Source organism: Corallococcus sp. AB032C, assembly GCF_003668935.1.
GTDB lineage: Bacteria > Myxococcota > Myxococcia > Myxococcales > Myxococcaceae > Corallococcus > Corallococcus exiguus.
The window spans coordinates 1-15534 of the sequence record NZ_RAWP01000030.1 but is presented as its reverse complement, the minus strand read 5'-3'; the positions used below and the strand labels follow the sequence as shown (position 1 = coordinate 15534).

Genomic DNA, 15534 nt, shown 5'->3' with positions numbered 1-15534 from the left:
GCGCGGATTAGCACAGCTGGACGAACCGTGCTCCAGCGACGGCGGGTCACCCTCCCGGGTTCAGCTCCCACGGCAACACCGCGGTGAAGGTGGCGCCGCCGCCCTTCGTGGGCTCCAGGTGGATGCTCCCTCCGTGGGCCTCCGCGATGTGGCGGGCCATCCACAGCCCCAGCCCGAAGCCGCCGTGGTGCTGGGTAGGGACGGCGCGCTCGAAGCGCCCGAAGACGCGCTCCTGGTCCTCCGGCCCGATGCCCGCGCCATGGTCCCGCACCGCCAGGCTCACCCGGCCCTCCGCGCGCGCCACGGTGACCTCCACGGGCTTGCCCGCCCCGAACTTGAGGGCGTTGTCCAGGAGGCTGTCGAGCAGCTGCTCCAGCCTCGCGCCGTCATAGCTCCCCACCACCGGCAGGGGCGCCTCCAGGGTGAGGGCGCAGTCCGCGCGCAGGGCCTTCTCCCGCGACCGCGCCACGACCGTGGCCGCGAGCTCCGCCAGGTCGACCTCCCGACGTGAGAGGTCCAGCGGTCCGGTGACGAACTCCGACACGTCGACCAGCTGCTCCACCAGTCGCGCCAGGCGCTGGAGGTGCTTCTGCGTCGTCCGCGCCTTGAGCCGCGTGGCTTCCGGGTTCGCGTCCGGAGCCTCGCTGTCCAGGCCTCGCACCAGGGACTGGATGCTGAGCGACAGGGCGCTCACGGGCGTGCGCAGCTCGTGGCTGGCGAGCCGCAGGAAGTCGTCCCGCGTCCGCACGGACTCGCGCAGCGAATCCTTCTCCACCTCGTTGCGGACCACCTCCCGGCGCACGCGAGCCATGTCCAGCTGGGTGCGCACCCGCACCAGCAGCTCGCGCGCGGAGAAGGGCTTCACCAGGTAGTCATCCGCGCCACTTCGCAGGCCCTCCACCGTGGCCTCGTCGCCCGCCCGCGCGGACAGCAGGATGATGGGGATGGCGCGCGTGCGTTCGTCGGCGCGCAGCTCCCGCACCAGGCCAAAGCCATCCAGCACCGGCATCATCACGTCGGAGAGGATGAGGTCCGGTGGCCGGACGCGCGCCTGCTCCAGCGCCTCCTGCCCGTTCCTGGCGGCCTCCACGTGCGGGAAGACGTGCTTGAGCAGACCCGTGACGTAGGCGCGCAGGTCGGCGTTGTCGTCCACCAGGAGGATGCGGGACCGCGCAAGCTCCGCGGAGACCTCTGGCGAGAGCGACGCGGCCGCGGGTGGCGCCTCGATGTCCGTGACGCTGACGTCCGTGGACCAGCGGCGCGCCTCCTCCACGAAGGGGATGGCGCCCGTGGGGACCGGCCCTGGCCGGAAGGTGCGCTCGACGCGCTCCGAGGGCAGGTGCTCCGTCCCCCGCGGCAGCCGCAGGGTGAAGGTGGTGCCCCCTCCCAGCTGGCTCGTCACAGCGACGCTGCCCCCGTGCAGTTTCATCAGCTCCTGCACCAGCGCGAGTCCGATGCCCGTCCCCTCGTGGCTGCGGCCCTGGGTGACCCGGACGCGGTAGAAGCGCTCGAAGACGCGCGGGAGCTCTTCCTCGGGGATGCCCACCCCCGTGTCCTCCACGCGAAGGACGGCCTGCGCGTCCTCCCACTGAAGGCTCACGCGGATCTCCCCGTGGTAGGTGTATTTCACCGCGTTGGAGATGAGGTTGAGGACAACCTTCTCCCACATCTCCGGGTCGACGTAGAGAGGCTCGGGCAGGGGCGGACAGTCCACCACCAGCCGCAGGCCCGCGCTCTCCACCGCGGACTGGAAGGCGCTCGCGAGGTTCGTGGTGAAGACAGACAGGTCCACGGGCACGTAGCGGGCCTGGGCCCGTCCCGCCTCCATCCGGGAGAAGTCGAGCAGGGTGTTGACCATCTTGTAGAGCCGCAAGGCATTGCGGCGCACCAGCTCCAGCGGCTCTCCCTCCAACGACTTCGGCGTCCTCTCCAGCGCGTCCTCGATGGGGCCGAGGATGAGCGTGAGCGGTGTCCGGAACTCGTGGCTGACATTGCTGAAGAACGCTGTCTTGGCCGCGTCCAGCCGGGACAGCTCCTCCGCCCGCTGCTTCTCCTGCTCATAGGCGCGGGCGCTGGCGATGCTGGCGCTGAGCTGCCGCGCCAGCAGCTGCAGGAAGCCGCGGTACTCGTCGTCCAGCGCGCGCAGGGGGCTCAGGCCGGCCACGAGCACCGCCGTGGTCTCCGTCTCCACGCCCATGGACACCGGGAGGACGAGCGCTCGCGTCGTGGGCTCGGGCCAGGGCCCACCGGGAAGGGGCCCGAAGCGCTGGAGCAGGTCCTCGAGCAGGACCTCCTGCCCGAACCGCGTGACGCTCGCGAGCGGCCAGGAGGACGTGTCGTCCAGCGCCAACGCGGCGGGCGCGGCGATCCCCTCACGGTCCAGGCCCGCGCAGCTGACCAGACGTGCCTGCTCCGCCTTGACGACGTAGAGCAGCGAGAAGGGCACGTCGTACGCCGCCTGCGACAGCACCTCCTCCAGCGAACGGAAGATGTCCTCGACCTTCTTGTCCAGGGCCATCCGGATGGACAGCTCCCGGAGGATTCCCAACCGGCGGTCACCCACCACCTGCCGGGTCGTCTCGCTCGCGATGGCGAAGAGGCCGGCGATTTCTCCCGACTCGCCGATGGTCGGATTGTAGGACCAGGTGAAGTAGGACTCCTCCCGCAGGCCACCGGGGCGGCGCGCGAAGTTGACGTTCCCATCCTCGATGTAGATGGGCTCGCCCGTGTCCTGGGCGCGCTGCATCAGAGGCCCCAGCTGCGCCCACTCCTCGACGAGCGCCTCGCTTCCGCGCGCGCCCAGCGTCTGGGGATGCTTCGCCCCCAGGATGGGCCGGAACGGGTCGTTGTAGAGCATGCGCAGCTCGGGACCCCAGAAGAGGATGATGGGGTAGGGCGAGCGCAGCATGGTGCTGACGGAGGTCCGCAGGGACTGGGGCCAGTGCTCGAGCGGGCCGAGCGAATTGCTGGACCAGTCATGGGCCCGCATCAGGGCGCCCATCTCTCCGCCGTGCTGGATGAAGGCCTCCTCCCGGCCCTCGCGGTGAGGGGTGTCCTTCACCTCGGAGTCGCTGGGAGCTGGCGCGCGCGAGTAGGTCGAGGAGCTCATCGAGCGCGTTCGTTATCACACGGCTCCGTGGCCGGGCGGAGCGTGTGGGAGGAAGGTTGGCCCCTCGACGCAATCCCTGGAGGGCGAGCAGCCAGCCATCCCGTGGGCGGCTACGTGCGGGAATTTCCCCGGCGGGCGGCGTCGACGCTCCAGATGCCGGATCCGTGCGCGGCGATGTAGAAGAAAACGAAGCAGTAGATTGCCGCGAGCTCGCCCTTGTTCAGGAGGGGGTTGAGATTGCCCCCGTTGGGGATGACGTGCCCCAGGAAGAAGGCGAACGCCATGGTGCCGCTGGAGATGAACGCCGCGGGCCCGGCGAACAGCCCGAGCGCCACGAGCAGGCCACCCAGGAACTCGATGCCCCCCGCGCCGTAGACGATGAAGGGCGGCGCCCCGGCGGGCATTCCGCCGAACATGCCGAAGACCTTCTGCATGCCGTGCAGCATGAACATCAGCCCCGCGGCGATGCGGAGCAGTGCGTAGATGCGTTCAGCGTGGGGCCGCAGGAATCCCATGGTGTTCTCCGAGCGTGTGCCGGGGGATGGAAGGTCCCGGCACGCGCCCGTGAACCATAATGGCGGGCCCGTGTCCACGCCGCTCACGGGCCCGGGAACCTCACTTGCTGCTCTGGACCACGGTCTCGTCGACGATGGTGAGCGCGTCCACCGAGCCCGTCATCCCGATGTGCGTGAAGGCGCTGTAGGGATAGGCGCCGTCATCGAGCTGCTCCACGAACTCGATTTCATCGCCCATCACCTGCTTGCCGTCCTCCAGGGTCACCGTGAACGGGCCTTCCTGGAAGCGCACGCGCCAGATGCAGGCACCCACGCGGCCCACGCCCGTGGTCACGCCGAACCCCTCCACGCCGAAGTACAGGTCCGGGTGACGCTGGCGGTCCATGTAGTCCCAGAGTTCCACGCTGCTCCACCGCCACCAGTTGTGCGGAAGCATCATGGCCGTCGGCTCGCCCTGGTAGCGCACGTTGATGGTGTAGGCGGAGCCGCCGGGGCTCCCCGTGAACGTGGGAAGCAGCCGCATCCCTGCTTCGGGGTTGCTCGGATCCGGGGCCAGCGACAGCGTGCTGATGACCTGGTCCTGGTTCCGGCCGAAGTACCGCACGCCTTCGCTGCTGGCGCCGAAATCCACGATGGACCGCTGCCGCCAGCTCTCGGCGCGACCCATGAGCCCCACGACGCCGTCCTGTTCCAGCTTGTTCAAGCCGGTGACCACCAGGCCCTTGTCGGTGGACTCCACCTTCGCGTCGCCCGTGGCGCAGTGGGTGATGCCCTCGAAGCGCTGCACACAGTTCCTCGAGGCCGCCGTGAGCTCCTGCGACTTGGAGGCGGCAACGGACTCCTCCTGCGTGGGCTCTCCCTGGCAGCCCGCGAACACTCCCATCAACGTGGCCGTCAGCAGCCGGCCCATGAACATGCCTGCGCGCGTCATTGACATCCATTCCTCCTCGGGGTGGACAGCGGAGGCCAGATGTCTGCAATGGACAGACCACGGTGCCCAACCGAGACAGTCACTCGGATGGCAATGATTGCCGTGCGGAGGCTGTGACTGTTCAGGTCACAGGAAAGCTTGTTTTGTGGCGTTTGCGGTTATTTCCGACGCGCCCCGTCACGATTGACGCCGAGCTGGTTTCGCGCCGCGTCGATGGTTTCGAGCAACGCGATGCTGCGTTCGAGCGGATGCAGCGGTGACTCGGTGAGGCCTTCGGCGATGTGCAGCGCGACCGCGGCCGCCTGCCAGGCGAGCCCCTCGCTGCCGTGGATGCCAGATGGGTCGGTCCAGCGCAGCCGCTGGTCCGACCTGGCGGCCTTCAGCGTGAAGCCGCCGGGGGTGAAGAAGCGCGAGTCGATCTGGAGGCGCGCGTGCGTCCCCGCGATGACGGCCTCCTGGGGTGTCTCCGCGAAGAGGGTGGTGTGCAGCAGTGCCTGCGCGCCCGTGGGGTATGTGAGGACGAGGGCCGCCTGTCCGTCCACGCCTGTCTGGGTGAGGGTGCCCGTGGCGTGGATGTGCGGCGGTGGGCCGAGCACGAGGTGCGCGAGCCAGATGGGATAGATGCCGATGTCCAGCAGCGCGCCACCGCCGAGCGCGGGGTTGAAGACGCGGCCTTCGGGGTCGAAGTCGAAGCAGCCTCCGAAGTCCGCCATGACGAGCCGGATGTCGCCGAGCACGCCGTCGTGCAGCAGCCGTTCGATGAGCAGGGTTTGCGGGAGGAAGCGCGACCACAGGGCCTCCATGGCGAAGACGCCCGCGGCGCGAGCGGCCCGGGCGATGTCGCGGGCCTCGGCGGCGTCGAGCGCGAGCGGCTTCTCCACGAGGACATGCTTGCCGGCGGCGATGGCGAGCAATGCCTGTCGCCTGTGTTCGCTGTGGGGAGACGCGACGTAGACGATGTCGACGTCGGGGTCGGCGACGAGCTGCTCGTAGGACTCGTGGACGCGAGGGACGCCGTACTGCGCGGCGAAGCGCCCGGCGCGCTCGGGGTCACGCGAGGCCACCGCGTGGACGCGCTGGTCGGTGTGCCGGTGCAGGGCCCAGACGAAGCCCCCGGCAATCCTGCCCGGCGCGAGCACGCCCCAGCGCAGCACGCGCCCTCCGCGCAAGGGGATGGGTTCGACATGGGGGAGGGTGGAGGGGAAGGCGCTCACGGACCAGACTCTAGCCGCGGGACGCCGGAGGCGGATGGAGTAGGGTGCGCGTCCGATGTCGCTCCCGCTCGTGCATATCTACTGCGATGGCGCCTGTTCGCCGAACCCCGGCCTGGGAGGGTGGGGCGCCATCCTCATCGCGACCGAACGCCAGGGCTACCGCAAGGAGCTCCAGGGCTCGGAGGCGGACTCCACCAACAACCGGATGGAGTTGACCGCGGCGCTCGTCGCGCTGAAGGCCCTGAAGATGCCGTGCCGCGTCCAGGTGTTCACCGACTCGAAGTACGTGTGCAACGCCTTCGCGGAGAAGTGGCTGGACACGTGGCAGGGCAATGGCTGGCGCACGTCGGGCAAGAAGGCCGTGTCCAACGCGGACCTGTGGCGCGAGCTGCTGGAAGCCGTTCGCGCTCATGAGGTGACGTGGCACTGGGTGCGGGGCCACTCGGATGACGTGGAGAACAACCGCGCGGATGCGCTGGCCGTGGCGGCCCGGCTGGAGCTGGCGGCCCGGCTCGGACGGTAGGGGGCTGGCTCCTCTGCCCATGGAGCCCTGGCCCTCGAAGACCTCCGAGTGGGGGCGCTACCCGCGCCAGAAGCGGCGCACCTGGGCGTCCGTGCGCTCCTGTTCAGCGAAGCGGACGAGGAGAGGCTCGGACAGGGTCTCCGGCACGCGCAGCTGGGCGAGCAGCGCGCGGACCTCGAACTTGCGCGTGAGGCCGAGCAGGGCCTCGCGCTCGGGCTGGGTGAGGCCGGGGTGCCAGCAGTCCGCGATGAGCACCACGCGGCGCTCGGTGCCCCGGTTCCAGGTCTCGTGCTCGAAGGAGTCGTGGAAGGTGAGCACGCGGCCCGGCTGCCAGTGCCGCGATTCCGAGCCCACGCGGATGCCGCAGCCCTCCGGCACCCTGAGCCCCAGGTGCAGCCGCATCCGGAAGCCGTCCCACGAGCAGTGCGGCGTCAGCGTGGTGCCGGGCGCGTGCGAGGAGAACAGCACGTCCGCCAGCGGGAAGTCGGTGCACTCGCCGTCCAGCGACCGCACCGCGGCCGCCGTCTCCTCCATGGCGAGCTGGGGCCAGAAGAGACGGTCGGTGCGCTCGCCGCCGAAGTAGATGGGGTGCACGGACCAGTGGCCCGTGCCGACGATGCCGGAGTCGTAGTGCAGCAGGTCCGCGTTCTCCAGCCGCTCCATGTCTCGCGTCACCGCCGCCAGGCAGCCCTCCAGCGCCTTCGCGGCCGGAGGCGGCGGGTCGCGCCACGGGTGCTCATCCAGTCCGGGGAACGGCGGGAAGATGGTGGGGGACTGTTCAGGCCTGGCGGGGGGCGCGGGCACCTGGCCCATGAGCATGCGCAGGTAGTGCTTCAGCCGCTCCAGCTCCGGCCCCGCGCCCAGGACCGCGTCGACGTAGCCGCCCTGCCGGGCCAGGTCGACGATGCGTTGGCGCACCTGCGCGGTGATTTCCTGGGGCGATGTCTGCGCGACCATGGTGCGTTGCCTCCGATGGAGAGGCGCAAGCCATAGCCCGGCGGCGAATGCAGCGTCCAGGGGTGTGGCGCTGCCCCTTGCGCGGATGACCCGGTCTCCCTCGGCAACGCCATGGGAATTATTTCGGACACGGGCGTGACAGCAGGGCAACGCCCACGCATTTTGAGAGGTTTTACACCATGAGGCGACTGTCCCTGTTCGCGGCACTGACCCTCCTGTTGACGACCCCGGCCTGCGGTCCCGCCGATGAGATGGATTCCGAAACCGGGTTTGAGACCGAGCAGGTGGAGCAGGCGGCGACGCAATCCGCGGGCTCCACGTCGGAGGAGTTTCCGCCCATCCACTGCGGCAACCGGATGGTGGCCTTCTCGCTGGGGTGTACGGGCACCGGCTGCGACAACGTGTCCATGAACTGCCGGGACATTCCCTCCAACGCCGGGTATGGCAGCAAGAGCTGGACGCGGTCGTTCTCCGAGGAGACCACGACGCCGACCCTCTTGTCCCTCGGGGTACTGGGCGACGGGCGTGTCCTGCACGGGAAGCTTCTGCGACAACGTCTCACTGGAGTGTACGAACATCACCGGACGCACCGCGACGGACTGCTACTGGTCCAGCTGGATCTCCGACGAGACCGCCCCCTTCCAGGCCCCCGAGGAGTACTTCATCCGGGGCGCGAAGTGCCGGGGCTGGTATTGCGATGACATCAGCCTCTACTACTGCAAGATGGGCTGAGTGACGGCGGACCCATTCCAACGCCACCTCGCGAGCGGACAGACCGTGCTCCTTCAAGTCCGAAGGGGCGCTGTCTTCAAGACAGAGCCGGCGGGGCGATGAGTCATGCATCGGCCTCCAGACTTTTCAGGCCTGAAGCTCGCTCGTCCTCTCCCCGATGAACCGGCCTCCCTGCTTCCTCATGGGGGAACGCAATGCGAGAGGGCATCGCAGATCCACGACAGCTCGTTCGTGTCGTGGGCGGCGAAACCGAAGCGAATGGCGGCGAGCCGGCCCTTGGGGAGGTACGTCGAACCCGATGCAATGAGGAGCCGCGCATCCCGCGCCCTCGCGGCCAAGGACTCCGAGCTTCCCTGCCGCAGCCGCAGCCAGAGGGCCAACCCTCCGGTGGGGACGGAGTACGTGAAGGCCGCTCGCAGTGCGGGACTCCTGGAGAGCTGCTCCAGGAGGTGATCCCGCCGCTCCTTGTAGACACGGCGCGCGCGCCTCGCGTGCTGTTGCAGCGTGCCGTCTTCGAACAGCTCCGCGATGGCGCGCTCGAGCACCGGGTCGCCCTGCCGCTCGAGCACCGCGCGTGTCTCCCCGAGCTTGCGAATGCACCCAGGTGAAGCGACGAGGTATCCCAGCCGGATCGCCGGTGCGAGCAGCTTCGAGAGCGACGCGATGTAGACGACACGCCGTGAGCCCGCGGTGGCCTGGAGCGGCAGCAGGGGATTGCCCTCGAAGTGGTATTCGTAGTCGTAGTCGTCTTCGATCACGGTGAAGTCGAAGCGCTCGGCCAGATGGAGCAGGTGCATGCGCCGCTCCGGCGCCATGGCGACCGCCGTGGGGTACTGATGATGCGGGGTCACGTAGACCGCCTTCAGCCGTCCTCCCAGCGCCCGTGCTTTTTCCTCCAGGAGGTCTGTCTTCAGGCCGCCGGTATCGACGGGGATGTGGACGACCTCTGCTCCCGCGAATTCAAAGGCGCGCCACGCGGGCGCGTACCCCGGCACCTCCGCCGCGACCACGTCCCCGCGTGTGAGCAGCGACAGCGCGTAGAGCCCGAGCGCACCCTGGCTTCCCCGCGTCACGAACACTTCAGCACGGGTCGTGGAGAGCCCGCGTGCCTGATTGACGAAGCCGGAGAGCACCTCGCGAAGCTCGGGTGCGCCCGCGGCGTCGGAGTACCCTGACGCGGTCCGGCTGAACGCGCGAAGGGCCCGACGGTATGCGCGCGCCAGCTCCTCCAGGGGCGCGAGCCGTGAGTCGGGCAGCCCATCCGTGATGGACACGAGCGAGGCCTCGCCGCGGACCGGGCTTGCCGTGCGCGGTGGGCGCACTTCAGTGTCGGCGACCGCCAGCGAAGGGAGGAGGGCGGCGACGCGCGTCCCCGATGCGGGCAGGGTCTCCAGCCAACCTTGCGCGACGAGCTCCTCGACGGCGGCCACCACCACCTTGCGGTTCACCGCGAGCTGGGCCGCGAGCGTGCGACTCCCCGGCAACATGGAGCCTGGAGGGAGCCGTCCGCGCTGGATCTCCTGAACGAGGGCGCGAACGAGCTGCGTCTGCTGCGAGACCTTCCCGTCCCGCTCCAGGACCAGGTCGAACCGCCAGGGCCGGCGAACTGGACCCCTGGGTATCTCTGTTCTGGAGCCTCTCACGGGTCCATCCCGTCGCTAGAACGACAGTCGCCGCAATGACTCGCAGCGACCCACGGGAGCCCAGAATGACCGAGAAATTCCACTCCGCTGACTTCGATAAAACACCGCCTCGCCCCCGGGTGGTCATGCCGGACCGGCTCGCTCATCCCGCCGTGGAGAGCGCCGGACAGCACGGGGACTACTCGAAGGCCCGGAAGCACTCGGTGTTCTTCGTCGACCTGCCCTCCCATGCGCTCAGCATGACCATTGGCTGGCTCGAGCCCGGCCAGTCCTCCAACCGCCATCGTCATACCTACGAAACCATCCTGTTCGTCCTCGAAGGCGAGGGCTACTCCTACGTCGGGGGCAAGCGGATTGACTGGAAGGTGGGAGACGCCCTCTACGTCCCCGTCTGGGCGTGGCACAACCACGTGAACACCGGCAAGGGTCGCGCGCGCTACCTGGCGTGCGAGAACGCCCCCATGCTGCAGAACATGGGAGGCATTGCGCTGCGGGAAGAGGTCCCGGAGCGCGGAGACCAGCTCTTCGACAAGAGCCACGAAGCGGAAGGAGGGGCGCGATGAAGCTCCAGGGCATCGTCGCGTATCCCATCACGCCGTTCACGGGTGGGCGTGTGGATGAAGTCCTCCTGGGGCGCATCGTCGACGACATGGTGAAGGCAGGCGTCCATGCCATTGCCCCGCTGGGGAGCACCGGTGTGTTGCCATACCTGTCCGACGAGGAGCGGGAGCAGGTGGCGGAGGTGGTCATCCAGCGGGTGGCGGGACGGGTGCCCACGCTCGTCGGCGTCTCGAGCCTCACCACCGAGCGGACCGTTCACCACGCGAAGTCCGCGGAGAAGGCCGGCGCCAGCGCGGTGATGATCCTCCCCATGAGCTACTGGAAGCTCAGTGACGCTGAAATCGTCAGCCACTTCGACACGGTGGCCAAGGCCATCTCTATTCCCATCGCCGTGTACAACAACCCCGCGACAGGCGGGCTGGACCTCAGCCCCGACCTCATCGCCCGGCTGCTCCGGATTCCCAACGTCACGATGGTCAAGGAGAGCACCGGCGACGTGAATCGGATGCACCGCCTGGTCCAGCTCTGCGGTGAGGACGTGGCCTTCTACAACGGGAGCAACCCGCTGGCGCTGGCGGCGTTCGTGGCCGGAGCGAGTGGCTGGTGCACGGCGGCTCCCCATGTCATTCCTCATCTCAACGTCGAGCTCTACGACGCCGTTCGCCGGGGGGACCTGGAGGCTGCTCGGCGGAGCTTCTACCGGCAGCTTCCGTTCCTGCAGTTCATCGTGGCGCACGGCCTCCCGCGCGCCATCTCCGCGGCGCTCGAGCTGATGGGGACCCCTGTCGGTCCGCTCCGGGCTCCGTTGCAACCGCTCGGCGCTGACCGTGTCGCCGAGCTTCGCCGGATCCTCGTGGACCTCGCGGTCCTCCCAGCCACCTGAGCCTTTGCGAACCGTCATCCTCGCCACGGGTGTCCTGCTCGCGGCGAGGAGGCTGGCCAGCGGCGGTCAGTCCGGCGCGGCTTCCGCGGGCACGGCGCAGCCGGTGTCGTCACAAGTCCCCGGTGTTGCAGGCCGCTGCACACCGGACACGGGAGCCGCCTGGGCCTCAAGCAGCAGGGTCTGCAGTTCGGCGCCCAGGAGCAGGTCGTCGTGCACCCCGAAGACCTGCCGGCGAAGCCGTCCCTGCGCGTCGATGAGGACCGTCGTCGGCGTTCCCTGCATGGCGTACGCCCTCATGGTGCGTGGGATGGGGTCGCCGCCTTCGCCCGGTGCGTCCACGCCCACCGGGAACTTCACCCGGTACTCGTGGAGGAACGCCCGCAGGGACTCGAGCTTCATGGCTTCGTGGTGCTCGAAGACCGTGTGCAGCCCGACCACGACGAGCGGCGCGCCCGCGAAGAGTTCAGCGACGCGCTGTGCCTGCGGAATGCCCCGGGCAACGCAGCCCGGGCAGAGCATCTGGAAGGCGTGGAGGAGGATGACCTTGCCGCGGAGTCGCTCCAGGGTGAGCGGCTCTGGCGTATTGAGCCAGTCGGTGGTCCGCCAGGCCGGTGCGGGACGCGGCGTCATCAGAAGTCCCCGTCCTTGACGTAGGGGTGGGCCCAGAGCGTCACCTGCAACAGGCAGGACTTCACCCACGCCGCATGCATCTTCTCGACGTCCTCCGCGGAGTGTCCCTGCTCGGCCAGGAAGGGGCGCAGGGTGAAGGTCACCGGGAAGATGAGCGCGAACAGGTTCCGGAAGGGCACGAGGTCCGTCGAAGGGGCTCCGTCGGTCTTGTTCTTCCGGGCCCGGTGGTGGCGCAGGCCAATCTCGTGTTGGTAGTCGAGCCAGGCCTGGTCATACCCGGCGCTCGACGTATCGAGGATCCACTGGGCGAAGCGCTTGCGGACGGAGGTGAGGTAGTCGCCCAGGGGCTTGCCGTCCGTCTTGCCGCTGAACGAGGAGAGCAGGTGCGGCTGACTCCCGACAAACCCATACCAGACGTCGAGGATGGCCTCGGTCCGCCCCTTCACGATGTCATGCGACATGCGGAGGGCCTTCACGTCCTCATCGCCGAACAGGACGCTGGCCTTCATCTGTTCGAAGTCGTTGAGGGATACCGGCGAGCGCGAAACGGACGCGGTGCCGTGTGTATAGCCGGGGATGTTGCTCATGATGCCTTCTCCTTCAGGGAGCAGAGCTCCGCCGTTGCCGTCGGCCGGAGTGGCCGCGGAAAGCCGTGTTCATTCGTGTCTGAGACGCAGGGACGTCAGCCGCGACGCATGAACTGCTCCCAGACCTCGCGTCGCGCGGACTCCGCCGCGAGCTCGTGTTCCGGGCAGTCGAGGCGCAGTTGCTCACTCGACAGGGGCGCGTCCACGAAGGCGCAGTGATGCGGAGACGCGCCAGGGCGCACGTTCGGACGGAAGTGCGTACAGGTCACGCACATGCCGGTGACCGGGACGAGCGCTTGCTCCTGAAGCATCCGGATCATCTTCACGATGCCGGCGAAGAACGCGCGCTGTTCCTCCGGGGAGAGGTCCGCGACCGCGTCCGCCATGAACTCCGGCCACGACCGCGCGCGGGCCCCGAGTGATGCGCCCGTGGCCGTGGGGGTCAGGAGGCTGGCGCGCGGGTGCCTCGGGTCCGCGGAGCGGGTCACGAGCGCCTTCTCGACGAGGACGCGGACGGAGTCGCTGATGGTGGGAAGCGTCACGCCGAGGCGCTCGCTCAACTCCTTGCCGGTGAGCGGACCGTTCGCGACCAGCGTGGCGAGAATCTGCCCCTGCGTGGCGGACAGGCCCGCTCCATTCGCCTGCTGCCACGACTGCTGCTTCATCGCGAGCCCGATCTTGTGGAGCCCTGTCGCGATGCGCGCGGAGATGGGTTCGCTGTTCTCGTCGAAGTATCCCGGTCGCTTCCCAGTCATGCATTTGATCTAAGTTAGGACTCCTAAGTTGTCAAGGCGACCGGGCGGAGCGTTCGTGTCCTTCCCGTGGGCGTGTGGCAGAGTCCCCCCGCTTTGCATCCCTTCGTGTTCACCCGCCGGTTCCGGGCCTGGCACCTCGTGCTCGGAGCCTTGTTCATCTACACCGTGGTCTGCGTCTGGAGCGCCTTCCGGGGTGGGGTGTTCGCGTTCCACGACCTGGCGCTCCTGAACGACCTGTTCTCGAACGCGGTGCACCGGGGCCGGCCCTTCTGGGTGACGGACGGGGACTTCAACCACCTCACGGTGCACTTCACCCCGACGCTGCTGTTGCTCACGCCGCTGTTCCTGCTCAGCGACTCGCAGTTCCTGTTCATCCTGTTGGGGCTGGTGGCGCTGTACGCGGCGGTCGCGCTCCAGGTCTGGTTCTTCGAGCGCATGGTCGAGGAGCAGGAGCTGCTCCCCGCCGCCTGGAGGCCATGGGCCTCCGTCGCCTTCACGCTGTACCTGGCGCTCAATCCGTTCGTGAAGACGGTCGCGCTCTCCGCGCACTTCGAGGTGTTCTTCCAGCTGGGCTCCACGGCGGTGCTCGTGATGCTCCTGCGAGGAGTGCGGATGCGGTGGATCGTGCCCACGGCGCTGCTTGCGTTGGGCGTGCGTCCGGATGGAGGCCTGTTCCTCGCGTTCCAGTCAGCGGCCTTGTTGCTGCTGCCGGCCGTGGCCCGTCCGCCGCGTGCGATGCTCACGCGCAGGGCGCTCGGGGTGTCCGCGTTGGCGTTCGGCTACCTCGCGATTTGTGTCGCGGTGGTGCTGCCGGCGCTCGGGACGCCTTCGGGGACGCGGTTCTGGTCGCACTACGGCAGCACGTGGGGGCAGGTTGCCTTCACCGCGCTGGGCGATCCCGGCAGGGTGGTGCACGACGTGTCTACCAGCGGGCTGGTGGTCTTCCAGCGGAGCTTCTGGTGGCTCCAACTGCTCTCGCCCGCGGCCACTCTCGTCAGCACGATTCCGGGCACCTTCTTCTTCATGGCGGATGCGCCGGACAAGCGCCTCCTCTGGTTCTACAACTCCGCCTTCCTGCTGCCCGGGTTGGGCGTGTGCGCGGCGGCTGGCTTCGGGTGGCTCGCGGAGGCGTGGAAGGGCGTGCTCGCGCGTGGGCGGGTCCCTGCCTGGACCGCGACGATGCCCGTGCTGCTGCTCGCCGTGCTCGCGATTCTCCAGGTCGCGCGGTTCGACCGGACCATCGGGTCTCCGCCGCTGCGTCCCATGCCTCCGGTGGATGGAGACTTCCGCCAGGCGTTCGCGCGCCAGGTCCAGACGTGTGCCTCCTGGCGCGCGGTGGCCACGGACTTCCGCTCCATCGTCTTCGTGCCCAACGGCTACGACCGCTTCCTCCTGCATCACTATGAGCGGGCGCAGGTCGTGCTTGTTCCTCCGCACGTGGACACGCTCCTCCTGGGGGCGGAATCACGGGAGGCGTTGCTCGACAGGCTCCAAGGGGATTCCCGGTTCGAAGAGGTGGCGGACCCGGGCCCGGTCCGCGTCTTCGTGCGGAAGGATGCACGCGGCTGCGGTTCGTAATGCGGTTCGTGGAAAGGTGATGATGGGGGCCATGACGCTCCGGACCGAGCTCGCCTTCAGTTCCTCCCGCCTCCGAATCAGGGGCGGTGGACGAAGGGGGCGCATCCGAGGTCCAATCACGGCCGTCATGACCCCAGACGAAGTGCAGAGAACCTTGGCGGACTCGGAGCTGGTGCCGTGCGCGGAGTTGTCACTCGCGGACGCCCGGAGGATGGTGGAGGGCTTCCTGGACGCGGACGTCCCCGCCCTCGTCCACCGTGAGGCGTGCGGCAAGGTCGGCTGTTCTCCGAAGTTCCAGGTTCTGGTGCGGCCCGAGGATGGGCCCCGGGTGGCCGCCCTGCTCCAGCAGGGATGGCTGGAGACGGTGCGCCGCGAGGGTCTGATGCCAGAGGGTGCGGCTCCCCGCCTGATGCCCTCCGCCCCGTCAGAAGCCACCGAGGAAGAGGGAGAGCCTCCCTGCCCGGCCTGCGGAACGGCCGCCGCTCTGGTGGCGGGCGCCTGCAGCGACTGCGGCCTCCAACTCGAGTAGGCGTCAGACGGGCTCAGGCGTGTGCTGGGGGCGGGATTCGAACCCGCAACCAGGGCGATGGGAAACCTGAGAGATCCCCTCATTTCGGCAAGCTGATCGCCAGCCGCCTGCCTGACAGGCCCATGCGAGGCGGAGTGGTGGGGGACAGGAAGAGAAGCCATGCTGGGACGCAAGGTGGCCATCAACGAAGAGCAGGTGCTGAGGTTCCTGGGGTGCTGTCGCTGGCGCACGCGACGTTGGGCGGGGTGCACGCCGCGTCCCTGTCGGTGCACGCGATTGGCCAGGCGCTGGCGTGGGCGCGAGGCGGGGTGCAGAAGCACGGCATCAAGCAGGTGGACCGGCTGCTGTCCAACGAGGCGGTGGACGTGTGGAAGCTGGCGGCTTCGT

At 68.8% G+C, this 15534-nt stretch carries 15 protein-coding genes; 6 read left to right on the top strand and 9 right to left on the bottom strand.

Annotated elements, in window-relative coordinates; genetic code table 11:
* Window positions 1-46: 46 nt before the first annotated feature.
* The 4 genes from D7X99_RS15580 to D7X99_RS15565 all read right to left on the bottom strand — a co-directional run bounded on the left by D7X99_RS15580 (window position 47) and on the right by D7X99_RS15565 (window position 5769).
* Entirely contained in the window at window positions 47-3109 is a 3063-nt protein-coding gene (locus D7X99_RS15580) for an ATP-binding protein (protein WP_121778503.1), read from the bottom strand.
* A 110-nt stretch (window positions 3110-3219) separates the two neighbouring features.
* A complete protein-coding gene (locus D7X99_RS15575; RefSeq protein WP_121778502.1) occupies window positions 3220-3624 on the bottom strand; it encodes a DoxX family protein in 405 nt (134 codons plus the stop codon).
* Window positions 3625-3724: 100 nt separating this feature from the next.
* Window positions 3725-4561: a hypothetical protein gene (locus D7X99_RS15570; RefSeq protein WP_147476160.1), complete on the bottom strand. Its 837-nt coding sequence runs from the start codon at window positions 4559-4561 to the stop codon at window positions 3725-3727.
* A gap of 152 nt (window positions 4562-4713) precedes the next feature.
* On the bottom strand, window positions 4714-5769 hold the full coding sequence (locus D7X99_RS15565; RefSeq protein WP_233613419.1) for a Gfo/Idh/MocA family protein: 1056 nt from the start codon (window positions 5767-5769) through the stop codon (window positions 4714-4716).
* 55 nt (window positions 5770-5824) lie between these two features.
* Here D7X99_RS15565 and rnhA point away from each other — a divergent pair, with 55 nt between their 5' ends.
* Window positions 5825-6292 (top strand): ribonuclease HI, encoded by a 468-nt coding sequence (gene rnhA, locus D7X99_RS15560; RefSeq protein WP_121753537.1) that lies wholly within the window; start codon window positions 5825-5827, stop codon window positions 6290-6292.
* Window positions 6293-6349: 57 nt separating this feature from the next.
* Here the strand turns inward: rnhA and D7X99_RS15555 are convergent, their stop codons facing one another.
* Window positions 6350-7249, bottom strand: coding sequence for an aspartyl/asparaginyl beta-hydroxylase domain-containing protein (locus D7X99_RS15555; RefSeq protein ID WP_121753536.1), 900 nt, complete (start codon window positions 7247-7249; stop codon window positions 6350-6352).
* Between the two features lie 525 nt (window positions 7250-7774).
* Between D7X99_RS15555 and D7X99_RS15545 the strand changes: the two genes are divergently transcribed.
* Window positions 7775-7981, top strand: coding sequence for a hypothetical protein (locus tag D7X99_RS15545; RefSeq protein WP_121753534.1), 207 nt, complete (start codon window positions 7775-7777; stop codon window positions 7979-7981).
* A 179-nt stretch (window positions 7982-8160) separates the two neighbouring features.
* Here D7X99_RS15545 and D7X99_RS15540 read toward each other — a convergent pair whose 3' ends face one another.
* Window positions 8161-9624: a PLP-dependent aminotransferase family protein gene (locus tag D7X99_RS15540; RefSeq protein ID WP_121778500.1), complete on the bottom strand. Its 1464-nt coding sequence runs from the start codon at window positions 9622-9624 to the stop codon at window positions 8161-8163.
* A gap of 65 nt (window positions 9625-9689) precedes the next feature.
* Between D7X99_RS15540 and D7X99_RS15535 the strand changes: the two genes are divergently transcribed.
* Together D7X99_RS15535 and D7X99_RS15530 are read left to right on the top strand one after the other, a co-directional pair.
* Window positions 9690-10187: a cupin domain-containing protein gene (locus D7X99_RS15535; protein WP_121778499.1), complete on the top strand. Its 498-nt coding sequence runs from the start codon at window positions 9690-9692 to the stop codon at window positions 10185-10187.
* A complete protein-coding gene (locus D7X99_RS15530) occupies window positions 10184-11068 on the top strand; it encodes a dihydrodipicolinate synthase family protein (RefSeq protein ID WP_121753531.1) in 885 nt (294 codons plus the stop codon). The genes D7X99_RS15535 and D7X99_RS15530 overlap by 4 nt, the downstream gene beginning before the upstream one ends.
* Window positions 11069-11134: 66 nt before the next feature.
* Here D7X99_RS15530 and D7X99_RS15525 read toward each other — a convergent pair whose 3' ends face one another.
* The 3 genes from D7X99_RS15525 to D7X99_RS15515 all read right to left on the bottom strand — a co-directional run bounded on the left by D7X99_RS15525 (window position 11135) and on the right by D7X99_RS15515 (window position 13040).
* Window positions 11135-11698, bottom strand: coding sequence for a redoxin domain-containing protein (locus D7X99_RS15525; RefSeq protein ID WP_121778498.1), 564 nt, complete (start codon window positions 11696-11698; stop codon window positions 11135-11137).
* A complete protein-coding gene (locus D7X99_RS15520; RefSeq protein ID WP_121778497.1) occupies window positions 11698-12285 on the bottom strand; it encodes a protoglobin domain-containing protein in 588 nt (195 codons plus the stop codon). Before D7X99_RS15520 ends, D7X99_RS15525 begins: the two co-directional genes overlap by 1 nt.
* A 95-nt stretch (window positions 12286-12380) precedes the next feature.
* On the bottom strand, window positions 12381-13040 hold the full coding sequence (locus tag D7X99_RS15515; RefSeq protein WP_120596494.1) for a MarR family winged helix-turn-helix transcriptional regulator: 660 nt from the start codon (window positions 13038-13040) through the stop codon (window positions 12381-12383).
* 93 nt (window positions 13041-13133) lie between these two features.
* Between D7X99_RS15515 and D7X99_RS15510 the strand changes: the two genes are divergently transcribed.
* Both D7X99_RS15510 and D7X99_RS15505 read left to right on the top strand, forming a co-directional pair.
* On the top strand, window positions 13134-14618 hold the full coding sequence (locus D7X99_RS15510; protein ID WP_121753528.1) for a hypothetical protein: 1485 nt from the start codon (window positions 13134-13136) through the stop codon (window positions 14616-14618).
* A 127-nt stretch (window positions 14619-14745) separates the two neighbouring features.
* Window positions 14746-15147 carry a hypothetical protein gene (locus D7X99_RS15505; protein ID WP_121753545.1) on the top strand — a complete coding sequence of 134 codons (402 nt, stop codon included), beginning with the start codon at window positions 14746-14748 and terminating at the stop codon, window positions 15145-15147.
* Window positions 15148-15534 lie beyond the last annotated feature (387 nt).

What these genes read in the sequence shown, in the direction of transcription:
- D7X99_RS15580 (WP_121778503.1), bottom strand. Translation starts at nt 3,109, where the DNA reads ATGAGCTCCTCGACCTACTCGCGCGCGCCAGCTCCCAGCGACTCCGAG.
- D7X99_RS15575 (WP_121778502.1), bottom strand. Translation starts at nt 3,624, where the DNA reads ATGGGATTCCTGCGGCCCCACGCTGAACGCATCTACGCACTGCTCCGC.
- D7X99_RS15570 (WP_147476160.1), bottom strand. Translation starts at nt 4,561, where the DNA reads ATGTCAATGACGCGCGCAGGCATGTTCATGGGCCGGCTGCTGACGGCC.
- rnhA (WP_121753537.1), top strand. Translation starts at nt 5,825, where the DNA reads ATGTCGCTCCCGCTCGTGCATATCTACTGCGATGGCGCCTGTTCGCCG.
- D7X99_RS15555 (WP_121753536.1), bottom strand. Translation starts at nt 7,249, where the DNA reads ATGGTCGCGCAGACATCGCCCCAGGAAATCACCGCGCAGGTGCGCCAA.
- D7X99_RS15535 (WP_121778499.1), top strand. Translation starts at nt 9,690, where the DNA reads ATGACCGAGAAATTCCACTCCGCTGACTTCGATAAAACACCGCCTCGC.
- D7X99_RS15530 (WP_121753531.1), top strand. Translation starts at nt 10,184, where the DNA reads ATGAAGCTCCAGGGCATCGTCGCGTATCCCATCACGCCGTTCACGGGT.
- D7X99_RS15525 (WP_121778498.1), bottom strand. Translation starts at nt 11,698, where the DNA reads ATGACGCCGCGTCCCGCACCGGCCTGGCGGACCACCGACTGGCTCAAT.
- D7X99_RS15520 (WP_121778497.1), bottom strand. Translation starts at nt 12,285, where the DNA reads ATGAGCAACATCCCCGGCTATACACACGGCACCGCGTCCGTTTCGCGC.
- D7X99_RS15515 (WP_120596494.1), bottom strand. Translation starts at nt 13,040, where the DNA reads ATGACTGGGAAGCGACCGGGATACTTCGACGAGAACAGCGAACCCATC.
- D7X99_RS15505 (WP_121753545.1), top strand. Translation starts at nt 14,746, where the DNA reads ATGACCCCAGACGAAGTGCAGAGAACCTTGGCGGACTCGGAGCTGGTG.